18 protein-coding genes are annotated in these 21,198 nt (G+C 71.7%); 8 read left to right on the top strand and 10 right to left on the bottom strand.

What is annotated here, in order from left to right:
• Positions 1-76 precede the first annotated feature (76 nt).
• Positions 77-1,729: an alpha-amylase family protein gene (locus ACLJN9_RS13970; protein WP_410811694.1), complete on the top strand. Its 1,653-nt coding sequence runs from the start codon at positions 77-79 to the stop codon at positions 1,727-1,729.
• A 99-nt stretch (positions 1,730-1,828) separates the two neighbouring features.
• On the opposite strand, the gene ACLJN9_RS13965 is transcribed toward ACLJN9_RS13970, so the two are convergent.
• Positions 1,829-5,563 carry a S8 family serine peptidase gene (locus ACLJN9_RS13965; protein WP_410811692.1) on the bottom strand — a complete coding sequence of 1,245 codons (3,735 nt, stop codon included), beginning with the start codon at positions 5,561-5,563 and terminating at the stop codon, positions 1,829-1,831.
• A gap of 173 nt (positions 5,564-5,736) precedes the next feature.
• On the opposite strand from ACLJN9_RS13965, the gene fabG reads away from it, so the two are divergent.
• Positions 5,737-6,495 (top strand): 3-oxoacyl-ACP reductase FabG, encoded by a 759-nt coding sequence (fabG, locus tag ACLJN9_RS13960; RefSeq protein WP_410811691.1) that lies wholly within the window; start codon positions 5,737-5,739, stop codon positions 6,493-6,495.
• A gap of 56 nt (positions 6,496-6,551) precedes the next feature.
• Here fabG and ACLJN9_RS13955 read toward each other — a convergent pair whose 3' ends face one another.
• A complete protein-coding gene (locus ACLJN9_RS13955; protein WP_410811689.1) occupies positions 6,552-6,968 on the bottom strand; it encodes a hypothetical protein in 417 nt (138 codons plus the stop codon).
• A complete protein-coding gene (locus tag ACLJN9_RS13950; protein WP_410811688.1) occupies positions 6,961-7,353 on the bottom strand; it encodes a hypothetical protein in 393 nt (130 codons plus the stop codon). The genes ACLJN9_RS13955 and ACLJN9_RS13950 overlap by 8 nt, the downstream gene beginning before the upstream one ends.
• A gap of 194 nt (positions 7,354-7,547) precedes the next feature.
• Between ACLJN9_RS13950 and ACLJN9_RS13945 the strand changes: the two genes are divergently transcribed.
• Positions 7,548-8,450, top strand: coding sequence for a Gfo/Idh/MocA family protein (locus ACLJN9_RS13945; RefSeq protein WP_410811989.1), 903 nt, complete (start codon positions 7,548-7,550; stop codon positions 8,448-8,450).
• Between the two features lie 418 nt (positions 8,451-8,868).
• The gene (gene erm / locus ACLJN9_RS13940; RefSeq protein ID WP_410811687.1) at positions 8,869-9,666 is read left to right on the top strand and encodes an ErmE/ErmH/ErmO/ErmR family 23S rRNA (adenine(2058)-N(6))-methyltransferase; all 798 of its coding nucleotides are present in this window, start codon (positions 8,869-8,871) and stop codon (positions 9,664-9,666) included.
• A 47-nt stretch (positions 9,667-9,713) separates the two neighbouring features.
• On the opposite strand, the gene ACLJN9_RS13935 is transcribed toward erm, so the two are convergent.
• Complete coding sequence (locus ACLJN9_RS13935) at positions 9,714-9,905, bottom strand: DUF2795 domain-containing protein (RefSeq protein ID WP_410811685.1); 192 nt, start codon at positions 9,903-9,905, stop codon at positions 9,714-9,716.
• Between the two features lie 129 nt (positions 9,906-10,034).
• Here ACLJN9_RS13935 and ACLJN9_RS13930 point away from each other — a divergent pair, with 129 nt between their 5' ends.
• Positions 10,035-11,291 (top strand): erythromycin esterase family protein, encoded by a 1,257-nt coding sequence (locus tag ACLJN9_RS13930; RefSeq protein ID WP_410811684.1) that lies wholly within the window; start codon positions 10,035-10,037, stop codon positions 11,289-11,291.
• 10 nt (positions 11,292-11,301) lie between these two features.
• On the opposite strand, the gene ACLJN9_RS13925 is transcribed toward ACLJN9_RS13930, so the two are convergent.
• The 3 genes from ACLJN9_RS13925 to ACLJN9_RS13915 all read right to left on the bottom strand — a co-directional run bounded on the left by ACLJN9_RS13925 (position 11,302) and on the right by ACLJN9_RS13915 (position 14,707).
• The gene (locus ACLJN9_RS13925; RefSeq protein WP_410811682.1) at positions 11,302-13,584 is read right to left on the bottom strand and encodes an MMPL family transporter; all 2,283 of its coding nucleotides are present in this window, start codon (positions 13,582-13,584) and stop codon (positions 11,302-11,304) included.
• Complete coding sequence (locus ACLJN9_RS13920) at positions 13,584-14,171, bottom strand: TetR/AcrR family transcriptional regulator (protein ID WP_410811681.1); 588 nt, start codon at positions 14,169-14,171, stop codon at positions 13,584-13,586. Before ACLJN9_RS13920 ends, ACLJN9_RS13925 begins: the two co-directional genes overlap by 1 nt.
• A 101-nt stretch (positions 14,172-14,272) precedes the next feature.
• Entirely contained in the window at positions 14,273-14,707 is a 435-nt protein-coding gene (locus ACLJN9_RS13915) for a winged helix-turn-helix transcriptional regulator (RefSeq protein ID WP_410811679.1), read from the bottom strand.
• Between the two features lie 74 nt (positions 14,708-14,781).
• On the opposite strand from ACLJN9_RS13915, the gene ACLJN9_RS13910 reads away from it, so the two are divergent.
• Positions 14,782-16,242, top strand: a complete 1,461-nt coding sequence (locus tag ACLJN9_RS13910) for an MFS transporter (protein WP_410811677.1) — start codon at positions 14,782-14,784, stop codon at positions 16,240-16,242.
• Positions 16,239-17,198 carry a DNA polymerase domain-containing protein gene (locus ACLJN9_RS13905; protein WP_410811675.1) on the top strand — a complete coding sequence of 320 codons (960 nt, stop codon included), beginning with the start codon at positions 16,239-16,241 and terminating at the stop codon, positions 17,196-17,198. Before ACLJN9_RS13910 ends, ACLJN9_RS13905 begins: the two co-directional genes overlap by 4 nt.
• A gap of 81 nt (positions 17,199-17,279) precedes the next feature.
• Here ACLJN9_RS13905 and ACLJN9_RS13900 read toward each other — a convergent pair whose 3' ends face one another.
• Positions 17,280-17,642, bottom strand: a complete 363-nt coding sequence (locus ACLJN9_RS13900; protein WP_410811674.1) for a DUF1330 domain-containing protein — start codon at positions 17,640-17,642, stop codon at positions 17,280-17,282.
• 172 nt (positions 17,643-17,814) lie between these two features.
• Here ACLJN9_RS13900 and ACLJN9_RS13895 point away from each other — a divergent pair, with 172 nt between their 5' ends.
• Positions 17,815-18,429: a TetR/AcrR family transcriptional regulator gene (locus ACLJN9_RS13895; RefSeq protein ID WP_410811673.1), complete on the top strand. Its 615-nt coding sequence runs from the start codon at positions 17,815-17,817 to the stop codon at positions 18,427-18,429.
• A gap of 61 nt (positions 18,430-18,490) precedes the next feature.
• On the opposite strand, the gene ACLJN9_RS13890 is transcribed toward ACLJN9_RS13895, so the two are convergent.
• Both ACLJN9_RS13890 and ACLJN9_RS13885 read right to left on the bottom strand, forming a co-directional pair.
• Positions 18,491-19,846 (bottom strand): carbohydrate-binding protein, encoded by a 1,356-nt coding sequence (locus ACLJN9_RS13890; protein WP_410811672.1) that lies wholly within the window; start codon positions 19,844-19,846, stop codon positions 18,491-18,493.
• 95 nt (positions 19,847-19,941) lie between these two features.
• A complete protein-coding gene (locus ACLJN9_RS13885) occupies positions 19,942-21,150 on the bottom strand; it encodes a Gfo/Idh/MocA family protein (protein WP_410811670.1) in 1,209 nt (402 codons plus the stop codon).
• Between the last annotated feature and the right edge of the window lie 48 nt (positions 21,151-21,198).

Here is a 21,198-nt window from a genome sequence, read left to right as displayed (position 1 = left end):
CCGGCACCGTACCCGTCGGGCCAGCCGTACGCCGCCCAGGTTTGCCACCCCGACCGACCGGAGATGTTTCTCCGACATGGGTGACAGGTGGTATTCCGAGGCTGTCGTGTACTGCCTCGACGTCGACACGTACGTGGACTCCGACGGCGACGGCATCGGTGACCTCCGTGGTCTGATCGGGCGTCTGGACTACCTGGCGCGGCTGGGGGTCACCTGCATCTGGCTGAACCCGATCCACCCGTCACCCAACAAGGACGACGGGTACGACGCGACCGACTTCTACGCCGTCGATCCGCGCCTGGGCACCCTCGGTGACTTCGCCGAGCTGCTGCACCAGGCGCAGAACCGCGGCATCCGGGTGATCATCGACCTGGTGGTGAACCACACCTCCGACCAGCACCCCTGGTTCCAGTCGGCCCGCTCCTCGCCCGACTCGCCGTACCGCGACTGGTACGTCTGGTCCGACACCGAGCCGGACGACCGGCACCAGGGCATGGTCTTCCCGGGTGAGCAGCACGAGACGTGGAGCTACGACCGCACCGCCAAGGCCTGGTACTACCACCGCTTCTACCGGTTCCAACCGGACCTGAACATCGACAACCCGAAGGTCCGCGAGGAGATCAAGAAGATCACCTCGTTCTGGCTCCAGCTCGGCGTCGCCGGGTTCCGGATGGACGCGGTGCCGTTCATCATCGAGCAGACCGAGCCGGGCAACCCGAACTCCCCGAAGGACTTCGAGTTCCTCACCGAGCTGCGCCAGCACGTGCAGTGGCGCCGCGGCGACGCGGTCCTGCTGGCCGAGGCGAACGTCGAGCCGGACCAGCTGTCGGTCTACTTCGGTGACGGTGGCGGGTCGAGCAACCGGATCCACATGCTCTTCGACTTCATGCTCAACGGCCGGCTCATGCTCGCCCTCGCGCGGGAGGACCCGGAGACGATCATCGACGCGCTGCGCGACACCCCGAAGCTGCCGATGGGCGCCCAGTGGGCGACCTTCCTGCGCAACCACGACGAGATCGACCTCTCCCGGCTCACCGCCGACCAGCGCAACGACGTGCTGGCGGCGTTCGGCCCCACCGAGGAGATGCAACTCTACGGCCGGGGTATCCGTCGCCGGCTCGCCCCGATGCTCGGCAACGACCGGCGTCGCCTCGAACTGGCGTACGCCCTGCAGTTCTCGCTGCGTGGCACACCGGTGCTGCGCTACGGCGAGGAGATCGGGATGGGCGAGGACCTGTCGCTGCCCGGCCGGGAGGCGATCCGTACCCCGATGCAGTGGTCGTTCAAGCCGAACGCCGGCTTCTCCACGGCGGAGGAGGAGAAGCTGGTGCGTCCCGTCATCGACAAGGGCGAGTTCGGTTACCAGAAGGTCAACGTCACCGCCCAGCGGTCCGACCCGAGGTCGCTGCTCGCCTGGTTCGAGCGGATGATCCGGACGCTGCGCGAGGCGCCGGAGATCGGCTCGGGCTCGACCAGTCACATCGACGTGCCGGCGCCGGCCGGAGTGCTGGCGCACCGGGCGGACGGGCCGACCGGGACCATGGTCTTCCTGCACAACCTCGGCACCGACGACGTCGAGGTGGACCTGAGCACCCTTGAGGCCGAGGCTGACCTGCCGATCGACGTGCTCAGCGACCGTGGCTACGGCGAGCTGGGCAAGCTTGGCGCGATCAAGCTCTCCGGCCACGGGTACCGCTGGATCCGTCTCTGCCGGGGCCAGGGGTTCTGACTGGACGGGGGCCGCGCCGATCGGCGCGGCCCCCGCTCGCGCGTGACGTCCGGCCGGTAGGTGTCGGCCGAACGTCACGCGATCAGCGCGGCGTGCCGGTCAGCGCACACCGAAGGCACGGAGCACGGTCTGCCTGATCGAGTTGCCCGAGCCGTCCGAGGCGCCGGCCCGCAGCGAGACGTACGTCGCGCCCCTCGGCGCCCGCAGCTTCGCCGTCCAGGAGCCGTCCCTCGAACGGTCCAGCGACTGCTTCTGCCAGTGCGCGCCGTCGTCGTAGGAGATCTCCAGGCTGACCGGCCGGATGCTGCCGCAACCGGAGACGCCGGGCAGGTGCGTGGCGGAGACGGTCAGGTCGGTCCGATTTCTCGCGGTGCCGGCGGCGTCGGTGTCGACCGCGTAGTCGAGCTGCAGCAGCGGCAGCACACTGGACTCCACGCCGACGGCGGGCGCCTTCGACCGGAACGTCCACTCGGTCGTGGTGCTGGTGGAGTACCGGCCGACTGTCGGGTCCTGGGTGGTGCCCACCACCAGTCGGTACGGCAGCTCGGACGCGCTCGGCGCGGTGCCGCTCACCCACGTGCTGCTGCTCTGACCGAGCAGCGTGGCGCCCTGGTAGAGCTGGTTGGTCTGGGTGGCGGCGCTCATCGCCATACCGACGTGGTCGTCCCCGCCCCAACCGGGCACGTCCAGGTCGAGGTTGTTCCCCGAGCGCTTGGGCAGCTTGAAGTTGTTGTTCAGGTGCGGCCGTTCGATCGGCTCGAAGAACTGTTCCGCGCTCCGGCTGCCCGGGCGGAAGCTGGTCCGGGGGTCGATCTGGTACGTGGCGGAGTCGAGGTACGCCTCCTGGCCCCAGGTGTACAGCTTGCCGCTGGACACCCAGTCGGTGCGGACCGGTGCGAGCGGTCGGTTGCTGCTCTGGCCGATGCCCCAGTCGTTGTACGACGGCCAGTCGTACCGGAACTCGCCACCCCGGGCCTGCGGGGTGGTCGGGATGGTGAAGCCGACGTCGATCCGAGCGAGCGTCTTCGGAGTCTCGGTCCGGCTCAGGTCGCGCGGGATCCGGTTGTGGTACGCCTGGACCAGGTCGTACACGTAGTCGGCGACCGGCTGCGAGACGACCTCGACCGCCGTCGAGCCGCGCTGGATCTGCCGGATCAGCGCCTCGCCCTCGTCGGTGCTGAGCCATGCCACCTCGATCGGGGTGGGGGTGAAGAAGTCGACCGAGTAGTTGCGGACCTCCCGCCAGGGGAAGTCGCTGACCACCAGCATCAGTTTCGCCCCGGCGGCGGTCGCCGCGGCGGCCTGGTCGCGGTCGCTGACATCCCAGTTGCGCCGCACCACGACGGCCCGGCCCCGGGCGTCCAGCCCGGCGTAGTCGCTCGCCGCTCCGTTGCCGGCGAAGACCACCGGCAGCGTCGAGCGACCCTTCGGCAGCTGGGTGGTGCCCTGCTGGCGCACCACGTCGTCGAAGCTGACCTTCGTGGTGCCGACGCTCAGCACCGGCTGCTCCTTGCGCCACCGGGCGCCGAGGTAGAAGTCCCCGTGCCGCACGTCCCTGCTGGTGGGCTGCGCATAGAAGCTGTCGTAGAAGACGCCGCCGGTGATGAACGAGCGCCACCGGCCCGCACCCTGCGACCGGTAGTAGTCCAGTCGGGTGAAGGTGTCGGCGGTCTGCTGCGGCACCGACGACTCGACCCGGCGGGCCGCCTTCCCGTCCAGCCGGATCGTGGTGTCCTTGCGCAGGTCGATGTCGGGGTTGCCGAGCAGCGCCAGGCCGAGCGAGTGGGGCCCGTGGCTGCCGGTGACGTTGAGGAAGCTCATCGCCGAGTAGACGCCCTCGGGCAGGTAGAGCTGCGTCGTTCCGTCCGGGTCGGTCTGCACGAAGGCGACGTCGTAGCTGCCCGGCTGGCCCAGCTCGATGATGCCGCTTGCCGGCTTGCCGGCCCGGTCGGTCATTTCCAGCCGAAGCTGGTGGTAGGGGGTGAACGTGCCGACGGCGATCGCCGTGCGGGTCAGCACCGCCCGGTCCGGTCCTGCGGCGACGACCTGACCGGTGTACCGGCTGCCGGCGTTGGCCCGGGAGGTGTCCGTGGTCAGGGTGACCGTGGCGGTGCCGTGCGCGGGCACGGTCAGCTGCGCCGCGGACAGGCTGAACAGCCCGGCCGGCGCGTTCGGGGCGTCCACCGACAGGCCCAGCGTGATGGGCTGGCCGGTGGTGTTGGTGTACGTCACCGGCTGCGTGCTGCCGCCCGCCCTCGCGGTGTCGGCACCCACGCTGGTGGAGACGGTGCCGGTGGCGAGGACCGGGGCGCGGACCGCGGCGGCGACATCGACCCGGCCGGTGCCGGCCTGGTAGGCGTCGTACTGCGGGGTGGCCCTGGTCGTGCTGACCAGGGCGTCCTTGAGCTGCTGCCCGGTCCAGTCCGGGTGCTGCGCGGCGAGCAGGGCGGCGGCGCCGGCCACGTGCGGCGCGGCCATCGAGGTGCCGTTCATGCTCTGGTACGAGCCCGTGCCGGGCGCGTACTGCGAGCGGGCCGCGAGCACCCCGACGCCCGGCGCGGTCAGCTCGGGCTTGATGGCCTCGTCGCTGATCCTCGGGCCCTGGCTGGAGAAGTCGGCGAGCTGGTCGTCGCCGTCGACCGCGCCGACGGTCAGCGCCGCGTCCGCCGCGCCCGGGGCGGCCACACTGCCGGGCAGGCCGGCGTTGCCGGCGGAGACGACGAACAGGGCGCCGGTCTCGGCGCTGAGCGTGTTGACCGCCTGGCTCAACGGGTCGGTCCCGTCGCTGGGCTGGTTGGAGCCCAGGCTCATGTTGATGACGCTGGCGTCGGCCTCCCGGGCCGCCCACTCCATGCCGGCGAGGATCCAGGAGTCCTGGCCGTACCCCTGGTCGCTGAGCACCTTGCCGATGGCGAGTCGGGCGTCCGGTGCGACACCCCTCTCCCGGCCGCCGGAGGCGGCACCGGTGCCGGCGATGGTGGAGGCGACGTGGGTGCCGTGCCCGACCCGGTCGGTGATCTCCTCGCCCGGCACGAACACCGCGGACGCGGTGATCCGGTCGGTCAGGTCCGGGTGACCCGCGTCGATGCCGGTGTCCAACACGGCCACCCGTACGCCTGCGCCGGTGTCGCCGCCGGCCCACACCTCGGGTGCGCCGATCTGCGCGGTGGTGTCGGCGAGGTCGGCGCGTACCCGCCCGTCCAGCCAGATCCTGGCGATCCCGCCGCCGAAGCGTCCGGTGCCGCCGCCGGCGGTGGCCGACTTCGCGGTGGTCGCGGTGATCGCCGCCCAGAACTCGTCGGCCTGGTCGCGGTCCTCGCTGAGCGCGGCGCCCGAGATGCTGCTCAGTGTGCGGGTGCGGGTCGCCCCGGCGGGTGCGGCGCCGACGCGCAGTCCGGCCGCGGCATCGGTGTACGTCACGATCAGCGGCAGGTGGTCCACCTGCGCGTCGTCGTACCCGTCGGCGATCAGCCGGGTGACGTTGAACAGCCGCTTGTCCAGGGTCTTCGCGGCCACGTAGGGGAGCACGGACTGCGGGTAGACGTAGAGGTCGTCGCCCGCCTCCACCACCCGTACCGGTGCGGCGGCACCGTCCGGGCCCCGCACGTCGAGGGTGCCGCCGTTGGCGCTGCGGCGGGTGGTGACGGTGTCTCCGGTGATCAGGGTGACCGAGTGGGTGCCGGGTGGCGTGGGCAGGTCGGTCGCGGGTGCGGCAGGCGCGCCGGGATCGGCCGGTGTGCCGGGGGCGGCCAGGGCGGGTGAACCACCGGTCGCCGCGAGGGCCGCGGAGACCACGGCGGCGAGCCAGGCTCCACGGGTACGCGAGAACTTCAACTGATGTCGTCCTTGCCTCGTCGTCATTGTGCTGGCGGGGGTGACAGCGAACGCGACGCTACGCGCGGAAGATCATCTCGTATAGATCAATAGTGTGAAGCGATGGTCATCGCCGGTGACTGCCGGGAAGGCGTTAGGCTCCTTCGATCGAGTCAAGTTACCGGGAGGTAATCATGTCGGAGGAGCCCCGCGTCGCCATCGTCACCGGAGCCGCGCGCGGTATCGGCGCCGCCACCGCCCGCCGGCTGGCCGCCGACGGGTTGGCCGTCGCCGTGGTCGACATCGAGGAGGCGGCAACGAAGGAGACGGTGGACGCCATCGCGGGCGCCGGTGGCCGGGCGCTCGGCGTCGGCGCCGACGTCTCCGACCGGGATCAGGTCGAGGCCGCGGTGGGCCGCGTCGTCGCCGAACTGGGCGCGCCCACCGTGCTGGTCAACAACGCCGGCGTGCTCCGCGACAACCTGCTGTTCAAGATGACCAACGCCGACTGGGACACGGTCATGGGCGTACACCTGCGCGGTGCGTTCCTGTTCAGCCAGGCCGCCCAGAAGCACATGGTGGACCGTGGATGGGGGCGGATCGTCAACCTCTCCAGCACCTCGGCCCTGGGCAACCGGGGCCAGGCGAACTACGCCGCCGCCAAGGCCGGTCTGCAGGGCTTCACCAAGACGCTCGCCATCGAGCTGGGGCCGTTCGGGGTGACCGTCAACGCGGTCGCGCCCGGCTTCATCGTCACCGACATGACCGCGGCCACCGCCGCCCGAATGAAGGTCGACTTCGCCGACTTCCAGAAGCACGCCGCCGCCGAGATTCCGGTACGCCGTCCGGGCCGGCCGGAGGACGTCGCGCACACCATCTCGTTCCTGACCAGCGAGGGTGCCGGCTTCGTCTCCGGTCAGGTCATCTACGTCGCCGGCGGCCCGCGGGACTGACACCGCACTCCCGACGAGGGCGTTCCTGTTGCCAAGGGACGCCCTCGTCCCCTTCCTCAGGCGGGGTCGCGGCGGGTGCGCCAGAGCCAGAGCAGGCCGAGCACCGGCAGGACCAGCGGGATGTAGCCGTACCCGCTGCCGAACTGCGACCAGACCGTCTCGTCCGGGAAGAGTTCCTTGTCGGCCAGGCTCAGGATGCCGACCGCGACCACCCCGACCAGCTCCACCGAGCAGCACACCAGCGCGACCCGCCGGCCGGTGTGCCCGGCGCGGGCCAGCCCCACCGCGGCCGCGATGTAGATGAGCGCGGCCAGCGCGGAGAGCAGGTACGCCACGGGCGCCTCGTCGAACTTCGTGGCGATCTGCAACCCGGCCCGGCTGGTCGCCGCGATGGCGAAGAGCAGGTAGACCGCGATCAGCAGGCGGCCCGGGCCACTGTTCGTGGCCCGCCGCGTCGGTCGTGACTCAACCACCGAGTGCCTCCCAGGTCTGCTGCAACCGGACCACCACCACCGGGGCCACCAGGCAGACCGCGCAGACGATCGCCGAACCCCAGCGGGTCGGCTCCATCCGGGCCAGCACCCAGGCCAGCGGCGGCAGGCAGACCAGCGTGACCAGGTAGCCGTAGAAGGCGCCGGGCTCGCCGGGCCGGTCCCCACCGGCGATCGCGACCAGCGCCACCACGCCCAACACGAGCAACGCCAGTTCGAGTACGGCCAGGCCGAGGAACTGGACCCGGTCCGGCGGCCGGTGGCGTACCGCCGCCACCAGTGCCCACACCGCGACGAGCAGCGACAGCACGATGGGCGCCGTCGCGAGGAACCCGTCCACCGGTGAGTCGACGCCTGCGCTCGTCACCGGATCCGTCCGGTCGTTGCCTCGGTCACCGGCACAGCCTACTAACCGTCGTAGTAACCAGGTCATGCCGCCTCGCTCGCACCGGGATCCTGCGGGCTCCGGTTGGTCGACCCGCCGCCGGCACGCCTGGTGGGGCGACTAGCGTGGATCTCGCCCGTGGCGTCGCCGCGGTGCGGACGACGGCGGAGGTACACGTGCTGCGGTTCGGCTTGTTCGGCACCGGTCACTGGGCGATCGAGACCCACGGGAAGGCGCTGCACGCTCACCCGGACGCGGAGCTCGTCGGCGTGTGGGGGCGCAACCCGGAACGGGCCGCCGCGCTGGCCGAGCGGTACGGGGTGCCCGCGTACGCCGACGTGGACGCGCTGATCGAGGCGTGCGAGGCGGTCGCCGTCGCCCTGCCGCCGGACATCCAGGCCGACATCGCGGTCCGGGCGGCCACCGCGGGCCGGCACCTGCTGCTGGACAAGCCGCTGGCGCTCACCGTCGCCGACGCCGACCGGGTGGTCGCCGCCACCGAGGCGTCCGGGGTCGCATCGGTCATCTTCTTCACCCAGCGGTTCCAGCCGAACGTGACCGCGTTCCTCGCCGCCACGGCAGCGGCAGGGGGGTGGCAGCACGCCCGGACGACCGCGTTCGCCTCGATCTTCCAGGAGAGCAGCCCGTACGGCGGCTCGCTGTGGCGCCGGGAGCACGGCGCGCTCTGGGACATCGCCCCGCACGCGCTCTCGATCATCCTGCCGGTGCTGGGCCGGGTGACCCAGGTGGCCGCCATGAACGGGCCGAGCGGGATGGTCCACGTCCTGCTCACCCACGACGGTGGCGCGACCAGCAGCGCCTCACTCTCCCTGGACGCGCCGCCCGAGGCGATGGCCCGCGAGTTCGTGTTCTACGGCGAGAACGGCATCGAGACCGTTCCGGCCGGCGAGAACGACCCCGCGACGGCGTTCGGCGTGGCGATCGACCAGCTGATCGAGCAGGTCCAGTCGGGCACCCGCGACCACCAGTGCGACGTCCGCTTCGGCCGCGACGTGGTGACCATCCTGGCGGCGGCCGAAACCGCCCGAACCGAGTCCCGCACGGTCCCCCTCCCGTAACCCGCACACCACCCCGCCCGAGGGGTCATGGGAAGGGAAATGGGTGGTGCGGTGGTGTGGGGTCGTCTAGGTTCGCGTGCATGTCCACGCATGCCCTGATCGAGGGGGTCGGCACGCCGGCCGCCTGGGGACCCCTGCTGGTGTCCCGTCCGCGAGTCCGGCGTCCGGCCCTGGCCGGCCGGAACGCGACCCGCCGCTGATCGATCCATCGACGCGGCTGCGCCGGGGCCGAACCCCGCCGCCGCTGAATGGTTCACGCCTGCCGTCGTACCGGGTTGTCGCCCGGTGCGTCGCTGCCGCACCGCGTTTCCGCGCCATCGTCCAGGGCCGTCCGAGTCCCGATCCACTCGGACAGGCCCGGAATCCCCGCTGCCTGTCCCGCCTCGTCGCCGAACGGCGACAGACAGGACGACGACCCGTGGCGCCCCGCAGGACCAGAGCAGCCGAACGCGACCGGTCCCGTCGCGTACTCTCGCAGAACTTCCTCGCCGACCCGACCGCGATCACCCGGCTGGTCCGCGCCGCCGACCCCGACCCGAACGGACTGGTGCTGGAGGTCGGCGCCGGTCGTGGGCAGCTGACCAGGCCGCTCGCCGCTCGGTGCGGACGGCTGACGGCGTACGAGGTCGACCCGACAGCGGGCCGGCAACTCGCCGCGGTGTGCGCGGCCCTGTCCAACGTCGAGCACCGGCAGGCCGACTTCCTGGCCGTCGAGCCGCCGCCGGAGCCGTTCGCGGTGATCGGCAACATCCCCTGGTCGCTGACGGCCGCGGTGGTCCGGTGGTGCCTGACCGCGCCGGCGTTGCGCTCGGCGACCCTGCTCACACAGCTGGAGTACGCGCGTCGGCGCAGCGGCGACTACGGCCGGTGGACGCGGCTCACCGTGTCGACCTGGCCGGAGTTCGACTGGCGGCTGGCCGGGCGGGTGCCGCGTGGCGCGTTCCGTCCGGTGCCCGGGGTGGACGCCGGCATCCTGCGGCTGGAACGGCGGGTCGAGCCGTTACTCGCTTCGGGCGCGCTGCCCGCGTACCGCCGGTTGGTGGAGGCCGGCTTCGGCGGTGTCGGCGGCTCGCTCGCGGCCACGCTGCGCCGGCACCACCCGCCGGCCCGGGTGGCCGCGGCGCTGCGGGCCGTCCGGATCGCCCCGGACACCCCGGTCGGGTACGTCTGGCCGGAGCAGTGGCTGGTGCTGTTCCGGCTGCTGCACGCCCGCTGACCACCGGAGACGGGCTTCGAGGAGCACCGCCGCGAGGCGCCGATCGTTCACGGGAGGGTCTTCAGCGCCTCGCCGAGCTCGGTGGGAGACTCGATCTGCTCCGCTGGCAACGCCCGCAACATCTGCAACATCGACGTGCTGGCGCCGTTCTCCTGCCCCCAGCGGACCAGGTCCTCCCGGGAGACCGGATAGTCGAGCCCCGCCAGGTACTCCTGCAGCTGCACGCCGGTGACGGTCATGCCGGCGGGCTACCCGCTGGCTGTCCGCGTACACGGGGCTGGTCGGCGGGGCCGCGATCACCCGGCGGCCGGCGTGTCGTCGGCGGCGCGCCGACGGTTTGTCGCATCGGCCGCCGGGTAGCCGCTGGCATGCTGGTTCAGCGGCTCGGCGCGCCGAGCGACTTCGACCCGTTGCTGGAGCGCGTCCGGGACGCCCGGGTGGTGATGATCGGCGAATCCACCCACGGCAGCTACGACTACTACCGGCTGCGCGAGCAGCTCACCCGCCGGCTGATCGCCGAGTGCGGCTTCTCGTTCGTGGCCGTCGAGGGCGACTGGCCGGACTGTGACCGGGTGCACCGATCGGTCACCGCCGCGCCGGGCGGGGCGCTCGATCCGCAGGCCGCGCTGGAGCGCTTCGAGCGGTGGCCGACCTGGATGTGGGCGAACGCCGAGGTGGCCCGGTTCTGTCGCTGGCTGCGGGCGTGGAACGTGGAGCGCCCGCAGGACGAGCGGGCCGGGTTCCACGGGCTCGACGTGTACAGCCTGTGGGATTCCATGCAGGCGATCTTCGACTACCTGGGCGAGGAGGATCCGACCTCGCTGGAGGCGGCGCAGGACGCATACCGGTGCTTCGAGCCGTACGGCAAGCGGGTCGAGGAGTACGGCGCGGCGAGCCGTTTCGTCTCCGCCCGGTGCGAGGAGGAGGTGATCAGGCTGCTGGCCCGGACCCGGGAACAGGCCCTCTCCGACGGCCCGGACCGCTTCTCGGCCTGGCAGAACGCTGAGGTGGTGGCGGGCGCGGAGCGCTACTACCGGGCGATGGTGGCCGGTGGGCCGGATTCGTGGAACATCCGTGACACCCACATGCAGGACACCCTGGACCGGCTGTTGGACCGGTACGGCCCGGACGCCCGGGGGATCGTCTGGGCGCACAACACGCACGTCGGGGATGCCCGGGCCACCGACATGGCCGCGGACGGGATGGTCAACATCGGCCAGCTGGCCCGGCAGCGGTACGGCGACGACGCGGTGACGCTTGTCGGTTTCGGCAGCTACCGGGGCACGGCGATCGCCGCACCCCGATGGGGTTCACCGCCCGAGGCGATGGTGGTGCCGCCGGCCCGGGAGGGGTCGGTCGAGAGGCGGATGCACGAGCTGATGCCGGACCGGGCGGTCCTGGTCTTCGGCGGCGAGGACCAGCCGGGCTGGGTCACCGACACCGCGGACCACCGGGCGATCGGGGTCGTCTACGACCCGTCCTTCGAGTCCTGGGGCAACTACGTGCCGACCCGGCTCGGCGAGCGCTATGACGCCTTCATCTGGTGCGACGAGACCACCGCCCTGCACGCGCTGCCCGTCCCGGCCACCCCCGGCGAGATGCAGACCTATCCCGCCGGGGTGTGACCGGTCGCCGTCAGACCCGAGTCGGGGTGCGGTCGGTCAGGTGGGTGCGCAGGCCCTCGCCCTCGATGTCCACGTTCGGCAGGATGCGGGACAGCCAGCGGGGCAGCCACCAGGCGCGGTCACCGAGCAGTGACATCACGGCCGGCACGATGGTCATCCGCACCACGAAGGCGTCGATGGCCACACCGACGGCGAGCGCGAAGCCCATCGACTTGATCACCGGATCCTCCAGGAAGACGAAGCCCCCGAAGACCGACATCATGATCAGCGCGGCGGCGGTGACCACCCGCGCGCCGTGCCCCATCCCGCTGATGGTGGCCTGCCGGGCGGACGCGCCGTGCACGAAGTCCTCCCGCATCCGGGACACCAGGAACACCTCGTAGTCCATCGCGAGCCCGAACAGGATGCCGATGAGCAGGATCGGCAGGAAACTGATCAGCGGGCTGGGTGTGTCCAGGCCGACCAGGCTGGCGAGGTGCCCCTGCTGGAAGACCGCCACCGTGACGCCGAACGTGGCGGCGACGGTGAGCAGGAAGCCCAGCGCGGCCTTGACCGGCACCAGCAGCGAGCGGAAGACCAGCATGAGCAGCAGCACCGAGAGCCCGACCACCAGCAGCAGGTAGATCGGCAGCGCGTCGGAGAGCTTCTCGGAGACGTCGATGCCGATCGCGGTGGCGCCGGTGAGCAGCACGTCCGCGTTCTGGATCCCGCCGACCGAGCGACGGATGTCGTGCACCAGGGTCTCGGTGGCCTCGTCGGTCGGGCCCGTCTTCGGTATGACGCCGAGCAGCGCCGTCCGGCCGTCCGGGCTGAGCTGCGCCGGTGCCACCGCGAGCACATTCTCGGTGCGCTGGAGCAGTGCGGTGACCTGCGGCACGGCGGCCGAGGCGGCCTCCGGCGTGTCGCCGGCGACCACCACGGCGAGCCGCCCGGTGAAGCCGGGCCCGAAGCCCTCGGTGGTCAGGTCGCTGGCCACCCGGGCGGGTGAGCCGACGGCCGCCGTCGAGGCGTCCGGCAGGGCCAGCCGCATGTCCGGCGTGGGCAGCGCGAGCAGCCCCAGGCCGAGCAGCCCGACCAGGATGACCGGTACGCGGAACCGGGTGACCAGCCGCGCCCAACGGAACCCGAACCCGGGTGTGTCCTCGTGTGGCGCGTTGCCGGCGAGCGTCCGGTCGGTGGCGCCCGGCGCGTCGTCCCCGGCGTCCGTGCCGATCGGGCCGTTGGCGTCCGTGCCGCTCGTGGCGTTGGCGTCCGTGCCGCTCGTGCCGTCGACGACGGCGGATCGCAGGCGGCGGGGAAGCACCCGGCGGCCGGCGAAGCCGAGCAGCGCGGGCTGGAGGGTGATCGCGACGAGCACCGCGACGGTGACCGTGCCCGCGGCGGCGAGACCCATCACGGTGAGGAACGGAATGTCGACCACGGCCAGCCCGGCCAGGGCGATGACGACGGTGGCGCCCGCGAAGACCACGGCGGACCCGGCGGTGCCCACGGCCCGACCGACCGCCTCCTCCGGGGACAGGCCGTCGAGCAGGTTCTGCCGGTGTCGGGAGGTGATGAACAACGAGTAGTCGATCCCGACCGCGAGGCCGAGCATCAGCGCCAGGATCGGCGCGGTGCTGGTCAACTGGACGACACTGCTCAGCGCGAACAGGCCGGCCATGCCGGCGCCCACGCCGATCAGGGCGTTGAGCATGGTCATCCCGGCGGCCACGAGCGAGCCGAAGGTGATGATCAGGACGATCGCGGCGACCAGTACGCCGAGGGCCTCGGTCGAGCCGATCTCCGGCTCACCACCCAGCACCTCACCACCCGGGGCGACCTGCCAACCCTGCTCCTCGGCCGCCTTGCCGACCTGCTCGTACGCGCTGCGCTGCGCGTCGGTCACGTCGTCGGCGCCGGTGGCGAACTGGACCTGGACCAGCGCGTACCGACCGTTGGGCGAGACCGCCCCGACCTGGAACGGGTCGACCGAACCGACCACGCCGGGCAGCGTGGCGGCCTGCTGGACCAACTCCCGCACCACGGCCTGGCCCTGCGGGCTGGCCAGTTGGCCGTCCGCCGGCGCCTTGACCGTGATGGTGCCGGTGGCGCCGCTGGCCGCGGGGAACTGCTCGGCGAGCAGGTCGAGCGCACGCTGGCTCTCGGTGCCGGGCATCGTGAAGTTGCTCGCCGTCGGGCCGCGCAGGGTCGCCGCGGCCAGGCCGGCGAGGACGAGTACGACGAGCCAGAGCGCGACGACGAGCCGGCGCCGGCGTAGCGCGCCCCGGCCGAGCCGGTAGAGCAGGGTGGCCATCAGGTTTCCTTGTCCTCGGTCGTGGGTGGGAGGGGCAGGGGTGCGTCGACGGGTTCGAGGGCCCGCCGGACGAGGGTGAGCAGGGCAGGGCGCAGCTCGTCGTCTCCGATGTCGACGAACTCGGCACACGCCTCGGAGATGCCGGCGAGCAGCACCAGCGCGGCGATCCGGGCGCCCGGCCGGTCGGAGTGCCCGGCCAACGCGTCCCGCAGCCGGTCGGAGATCTGCTGGATGGGCGCGAAGGCCGGCTGGCACAGCAGCTCCGGGAACTCGCCGCGCAGCACCGCGATCTCCCGCCGGAACCGGACCGCGAGGTCGACGAAGCCGGTTGCGGCGACCTGCTGGGCGGCCGCTCCGGTCAGGCCGGTGAGCTGGTCGTCGAGGGCCTTCAGCACCCCGATCGCCGGGGCCATCAGCTCGGCCAGCAGAGCTTCCTTGTTGGCGAAGTGGTAGAGCACGGTGGCCTTGGAGCAGCCGACCTCGCCGGCGATGTCCTGCAACGAGGTGCCCCGGTAGCCGGTCACCGCGAACCGTCGTGCCGCCGCGGCGAGGATCTCGCCGTGCGTCTCGGACACCGCTCTGACCATGGCCGGTCCACCTCCCGCAGACCAGCATGCCTGACCGATCGGTCAGATGCTGACCGATCGGTCAGAGAATCGCGGTGGCGTTGCCCACACCCCGGGTCGGTTCAGTGGAGGTGCTCGGCGTCGTACCTGGTCCGCGCCTCGGCGATGGCGCGGCGGTGCCGCTCGGCCCAGCTGGTCAGCGCCACCAGCGACTCGTAGAGCTCCAGTGCCATCGGGGTGGCCGTGTATTCGACCTTCGGCGGGACAGTCGGGTAGACCCGACGATGCAGCAGGCCGTCGCGTTCCAGGTTGCGCAGCGTCAGCGTGAGCATGCGACGGCTGATGCCCTCGATGTGCCGCTCCAGCTCGGTGAAGCGCACCGGGCCGTTCGAGGCGGCCACCAGGATGCCGATGCTCCACTTGCCACCGACCCGGTCGAGCACCTGGCGGACGGTGCACGCCCGGGCCTGCCCGGGGGTGAACGGCACGTTCTCGGCCGTGCAGGTCAGCTCGGCGTCGACCGGCGTGGGCACATCGCTGTTCCTCTGGGACATCACAGTGCCTCCTTCCGCTGCGGTTCATGGTCACAGACGATGACGTCGGTAACAAACCATGCACCAAGGAGGGTTCCATGGATCGCGTCGTCGCGTCCCGCTTGCCGACGCTGCTGGTGCTCTGCGCCGGCAGCCTGATGATCATCCTGGACGGCACCGTCGTCGCGGTGGCGCTGCCCGCCGTCCAACGCGACCTGCACTTCACCGCCGCCGGCCTGGCGTGGGTGGTCAACGCCTACCTGGTCGCCTTCGGCGGGCTCCTGCTGCTCGCCGGCCGCCTCGGCGACCTGCTCGGCCGCCGGCGGGTCTTCCTGGCCGGCGTCGCGCTGTTCACGCTGGCCTCGCTGGGCTGCGCGGTCGCCACCGGGCCGGCCCTGCTGGTGGGCGCCCGCTTCGGCCAGGGCGCTGGCGGCGCACTGGTCATGGCGGTCAGCCTCGGCATGATCGTCCGGCTCTATCCCGAGTCGGCCGAGCGGGCCCGCGCGATCGCCGTTTTCAGCTTCACCGGGGCGGCCGGTGCCTCGATCGGTACGGTGGCCGGTGGCGTGCTCACGGACCTGGCCGGCTGGCGGTCGATCTTCCTGGTCAACCTGCCGATCGGGGCGGCCATCCTGGTCGCCGCCGTCCGCCGGCTCCCCGCCGAGCGGGGCATCGGTCTGCGGGCGGGCCTGGACCTGCCCGGCGCGCTGCTCGCCACCGCCGGCCTGATGGCCCTCGTGCTGGGCATCGTCGGGACCGGCGAGCACGGCTGGACCAGCCCCCGCACCCTCGGCGCGGCGGCGATGGCGGCGCTGCTGCTCGGTGGGTTCGCCGTACGCCAACGGGTGGTGTCCACCCCGCTGCTGCCGGCCCGGGTGCTGCGCGTACCGGGCCTGGTGGCGGCGAACGCCGTGCAGTTCCTCATGGTGGCCGCGTACTTCGGCTTCCAGTTCCTGCTCGCCGTGGAGCTGCAACTGGTGCTCGGGCTGGACGCGGCCGCCACCGGCTGGGCCTTCCTGCCCACCCCCGTGGTGATCGCGGTGGTGTCGCTCGGCCTGGCCGGTCGACTGATCGCCCGGTGGGGTGCCCGGACCGTGTTGCTGGCCGGGCTCGGCCTGGCAACCGTCGGCTTCCTGCTGCTCGCTCGGCTGCCCGCCGACGGCGGCTACCTCGCCGATGTGCTCCCCGCCATGCTGGTGTTCGGGGTGGCCGGCGGTTTGACCCTGCCGGCCGTCACCACGCTGGCGATGGCCGGTGCGACCGACGCGGACGCCGGTCTCGCCTCCGGACTGGCCAACACGACCCAGCAGGTCGGCGGTGCGGTCGGACTCGCGGCTCTGGCCACCCTGGCCGCCGCACGTGCCGACGCCCTGCGGGCCACCGGCTGGGCCGAGACGGCCGCGTTGGCCGGCGGCTACCGGATGGCGTTCGCCGTGGCCGCCGCCCTGGTGGTCGCCGCCCTGCTGGTCGCGCTGACCACGCTGCCGGGCCGACCCGCCGAAACCGACCGCCGTGTCAGGTTGACCGACGACGCCGAGGCCGGAAGGGTGATCGGATGAGCGAGGCTGACGAGACCCGCGACGGCGTGGCCCTGACCAACCTTGACCAACCGCTGTCCGATGCCGTCGACGCCACCAAACGCGACCTGGTCGACTACCTGGACGCGGTCGCGGCCCAGCTCCTGCCGCAGTTGCGGGACCGGCCGCTGTCAGTGATCCGGGTCCGCCCCGGTCAACCACCGTTCATGCAGAAGAACCTTCCCCGGTACACCCCCGACTGGGTCGGCCGGGTGCCGGTCTGGGCGGAGGCGTCACACCGGGAGATCTCCTACGCCCTCTGCGACGACCGGCGCACCCTGCTGTGGTTGGCCAACCAGCGGGCGGTGGAGTACCACCCGACCCTGGCCACCGTCGCGGACCTGCACCGCCCGACCCATCTGGTGCTCGACCTCGACCCGCCGGAGGGTGCCGGGTTCGGCGCGGCGGTCTCCGTCGCGCTGCTGGTCCGCCAGGCGCTCGCCGACGCCGGCCTGAGCGGTGCCGTCAAGACCAGCGGCGCGAAGGGCGTGCACGTCTTCGTTCCGGTGGCCGGCGACCCGACAGCGGAGGAGTTGGCCGCTGCCACCCGGGCGCTCGCCGTCCGCGTCGAGCGGCTGGACCCGGCGCTGGCCACCACGGCGTACATCAAGGAGGACCGGGGTGGCAAGGTCTTCGTCGACGCCACCCGCTCCGGTGGGGCAACCGTGGTCGCCACCTACAGCCCGCGGCTGCGCCCCGGAATGCCGGTCTCGTTCCCGGTCGACTGGGCCGAGCTGACCGAGGTGACCTCGGCTGACTTCACCATCCGGACCGTGCCGTCGCTGCTGGCCGGTGCCGACCCGTGGGCCGCCGCGATGCCCGCAGCCCAGCCGCTCCCGGCCGACCTGGTGGCGCAGGGACGGACCATCCCGGTGGCCCGGGTGCAGGCCATGCACGAGGGCAAGCGCCGGGCCCGCGCCCGCCGCCAAACCGGCTGACGGTACGCCTCAGGGGTGCGCCGACCAGCCGTGGTCTCCGCGGGCGAGGGGGCTACCGCGGAGACCACCGGCTGTGGCGCCTCAGCTCTGGGCGCCGGCTGCGGCGATCGCGGCGCGTACCTGCTGGGCGAAGCCGGCGACCGTGAAGCCGGGGGCGACGCTGTCGACCAGGATGAGGTCGGAGATCGAGTTGTTGACCCGCAGCGGCAGGATCGCCTGGTACTCGGCGGAGTTGTACCAGTTGTCGGCGTCGGCGCGGCTCGGGAACTCGATCAGGACCACCGAGCCCGGCCAGGCGCCCTCGACGGTGTCCACGCCGCCCTGGGCCAGCCACGTGCCGCCGTACGGCTTGACGGTGGCCTCGACCTGCTCGAGGTAGGACAGGCCCTGCTCGTTGGGTACGTCACCGGGGATGCGCAGGTGGTTGATCAGGTAGGTGCTCATCGGGGCCTCCAGGTTGTTTTGGATTACGTTCGTAATCTAATCCATCCCAACCGTCGGACGCCTGCTTAGATTTCCGATGTAATCTAAATCTCGGGCCGACGGCCGGCCTCGGCGAGCGAGGAGCGGCATGGGCAGGGCTACACGCGCCGACGCGCTGAAGCGTCGCGAGGACGTGATCGACTCCACCTCGCGGTTGCTCCGCGAACGCGGCGCCGCCGCCATGAGCGTGCAGACGCTGATGGCGGCTGTCGGCCTCACCCAGGGCGGCTTTTATAAGCATTTCAAATCAAAAGAGCAGTTGGTGGACCTTTCAACCGCGAGGGCCTTCGCGGAGATCCTCGACTTCCTGAAGAGCACGATCGAGGGCTTCCCCGACCGGGCGCGGGCACGTGCCGAGCTGCTGCGGCACTACCTCTCGCCCGAGCATCGAGACGCGGCGGCGACGGGGTGCGCCAACACGGCCCTCGCCAGCGATGCCGCCCGCGCCGTGGCAGGCAGCCCCATGCACGCGGCGTACGCCGGCGGCGTCGAGAAGACCATCGACGCGCTCGCGGAGTACGAAGGGGCGCCGGACGACGACCGGGCCGAGTCACGCCGCCGCGCGATCGTCGACCTCGCCACCATGGTCGGGGCGCTCACGCTGGCACGGGGGACACGCGAGACACCGCTGTCGGACGAGATCCTCCAGGTCGTCCACGAAGCCCTCGCCGCGCCGCATCCTGCCGAGTCGGGCAGGGGTGGCGCCGACTCCGCTGCCGGGAGCGCCACCAACTCGCCCTCGGGCTGACCAGCCGCCGCTCTCCCGGCCCGGCCCCGTCACCAGGCCGAGCCGGGGGAGTGGCGAGCTCTCAGCGTCCCTGCAGGCGCTTCACGTTGTCGCCGAAGGTCCAGCCCTTCGACCCGTCCCAGTTCGCCGACCAGGTCATCAGGCCCTTGATGCCGGGAACGCTGTTCCACGCCTGCGTGACCAGGGACGTCGACAGGTAGCCGCCGCCCGCGCCGTTCTGCGCGGGCAGGCCGGGAACCTGCTTGTCGTACGGGACGCGGATCGTGGTGCCCTGGATGGTCAGACCGTTGTTCAGGCACTGCGTCTGCACGGTGAAGCCCTGCACCGTGCCGGCGGGATACGAGTCGCCGGCGCAGCCGTACATGCTGCCGTTGTAGTACTGCATGTTCAACCACCAGAGCCGGCCGTTGTCCACGTACTTCTTGATGATCGGCAGGTAGGAACCCCAGATCGACCCGTACGTCACGCTGCCGCCGGTGACGTAGGCCGTCTCCGGCGCCATGGTCAGGCCGAAGTTCGAGGGCATCCGGGCCAGCACTCCGTCGATGATCCGGATCAGGTTGGCCTGCGACGTGGACAGGGTGTTGATGGTGCCGCTACCGGTCAGACCGGTCTCGATGTCGATGTCGATCCCGTCGAAGTGGTAGGTCGTCAGGATCGGCACGATCGTCGCGACGAACCGGTCGGCGACCGCGCTGGAACTCAGGTCGATGCCCGCCGCGGCCCCGCCGATCGACATCAGGATTGTTGCGCCGGCGGCTTTGGCCTGGCACATCTCGGCCGGGGTGGCCACCTTCACGCCGGCGTCCATGCCGTTCTCCCAGAGCACCGTGCCGTCCGCGCGGATCACCGGGAAAGCCGCGTTGATGACGTTGTAGCCGTGCTGGCCGAGCCGGCTGTCGGTGATCGGGATCCAACCGAGGCCGGGGTGTACGCCGTTGGAGGCGCCGTCCCAGTTCTCCCAGTAGCCCTGCAGCACCTTGCCGGCCGGCCGGGACTTCACCCCGCAGGTTCCACCGCTGGGCGGTGGCGTGGTCGGCGGTGGCGTGGTCGGCGGTGGCGTGGTGGGCGGTGGCGTGGTCGGCGGTGGTGTGGTGGGCGGTGGCGTGGTGGGCGGCGGGGTGCCTCCCGAGCACGCGCCGAGGTCACGCCAGAGCGACGGGGTCGCGGCCGGGTTCCAGCCGGCGCCGGGGTGCGCGGTGTGGGTGACCAGAGCCTGGTAGAGCCGGCCACCGTAGGTGACCTGGGTGCCCACCGGATAGGTGTTGCCCTCGGCCCAACCCGGCGCGGTGCAGGCGACCATCAGGGCCGCGTCCGCCGAGGCCGCGCCGGCCATGCTGCTGGGGACGAACGCGACGGCCGTCGCGACGGTCATCGCCGCCCCGGCCACCACTGCGAAAATCCGACGGCTTCTCATGGCTCACTCTCCAGGCATCGACGACCCTTAACCTCCACATATTGACGTTCGTAACGGTTATTAGCAAGGGTTGTTAACAGATCCGGGGGTGTGGGTCACTCTGACGGTGTGGACGTTGCCAGACCTGGATCGAGCTGAAGATCGATCAGCGACGGCGGCCGCGCCCACGGCGTCCCGGACTCGCTGAACATCGACAGTCGGGCGACCGCAGCACCGATCGCGGCATCGACACCTGTCAGTTCGACAGTGCGGGTGGCTCCGGCTCCGTGGATGCGCACCGCGTCGGTCGCGACGGGCGTGGGTGGGGACGCCAGGGCGATCGCCTCGGCGAGGACGGTGAACTGTCGCGTCGCGTCGAGCGGAGCGATCAGGGGTGTGCCCAGCGGGTCGGTGCGATGCGCGAGCAGGTTCTCCAGCAGGTCGACACGGCCCAACGCCGGCGCGACCGCGGCGCCGCCGAGCCGAGCCGTACCGGGTGGATGCAGGGCGAGCCGATCAGTCGCGTACTCCAGCACGGCCGTTCCCGCCGTACCGTGCACGACCACGTCACCCTCGCGGAAGGTCGATGCGCACAGCGTGACCGCCACCAGGACCGGTGGGCCGGCAGAGAGCCGCACCCGAACACAGGCGGTGTCATCCACCTCGATGTCCCGGCAGCGGTAACGCTCGAGTTCGAGCGCTACCGGCGCGACCCCGGGCGTGACCGCCTCCGCGATCGTGAGGCCCAGCATCAGCATGTGGGCGAACGGGTTGACCAGTGCGCCGTCCAGCACCAGCCGGCCGTCGTGCGAACGCCGGCCGGCCCAGGGCGACCGCTGGTAGTAGCTGTCGTCCCTGATCCACGTGCCGCCGGCGACGATCCCGGTGACCGTACCGAGCCGACCCTCGGTGATGGCGCGGCTCAGGGCGGCCAGGGCCCGCGAGCCCTGTGCCTGGAACCCGACCTGGGCGACCTTGCCGGCGTCGGCGAGAGCGGCGGCCAGCATGTCGTGCTCGGTGACGCCCGCAACGGGCGGCTTTTCGAGCAGCAGGTCCACCCCGGCGGCGATGAGGTCCAGGGCGATCGGAAGATGGGTGTGTGGCGGTGTGCTCACCACCGCGATGTCGGGCCGGGCCTGGTCGAGCATCGTGCGGTGGTCGGGAAATTTCTGGACGCCCACCGGGACGTCGGGGGTTGGTCGAGGATCGCAGACCGCGACCAACTCGATGCGCCCGCTGGTAGCCAGGCGGGCGATGTTGCGCAGGTGGTTGGCGCCGAAGCCGGTTGCACCGACCAGGGCGACGCGGGGAAGGGTCGCAGCCATGTGACCACGCTATCGAATGTTTTGAACGATTCAACCCGTGGATCGTTG

The organism is Micromonospora sp. 067-2 (genome assembly GCF_046549295.1).
In the GTDB taxonomy this organism is placed as follows: Bacteria; Actinomycetota; Actinomycetes; order Mycobacteriales; family Micromonosporaceae; genus Micromonospora.
The sequence above is the reverse complement of the archived record's forward strand: the minus strand, read 5'-3'. Positions and strand labels throughout refer to the sequence as shown.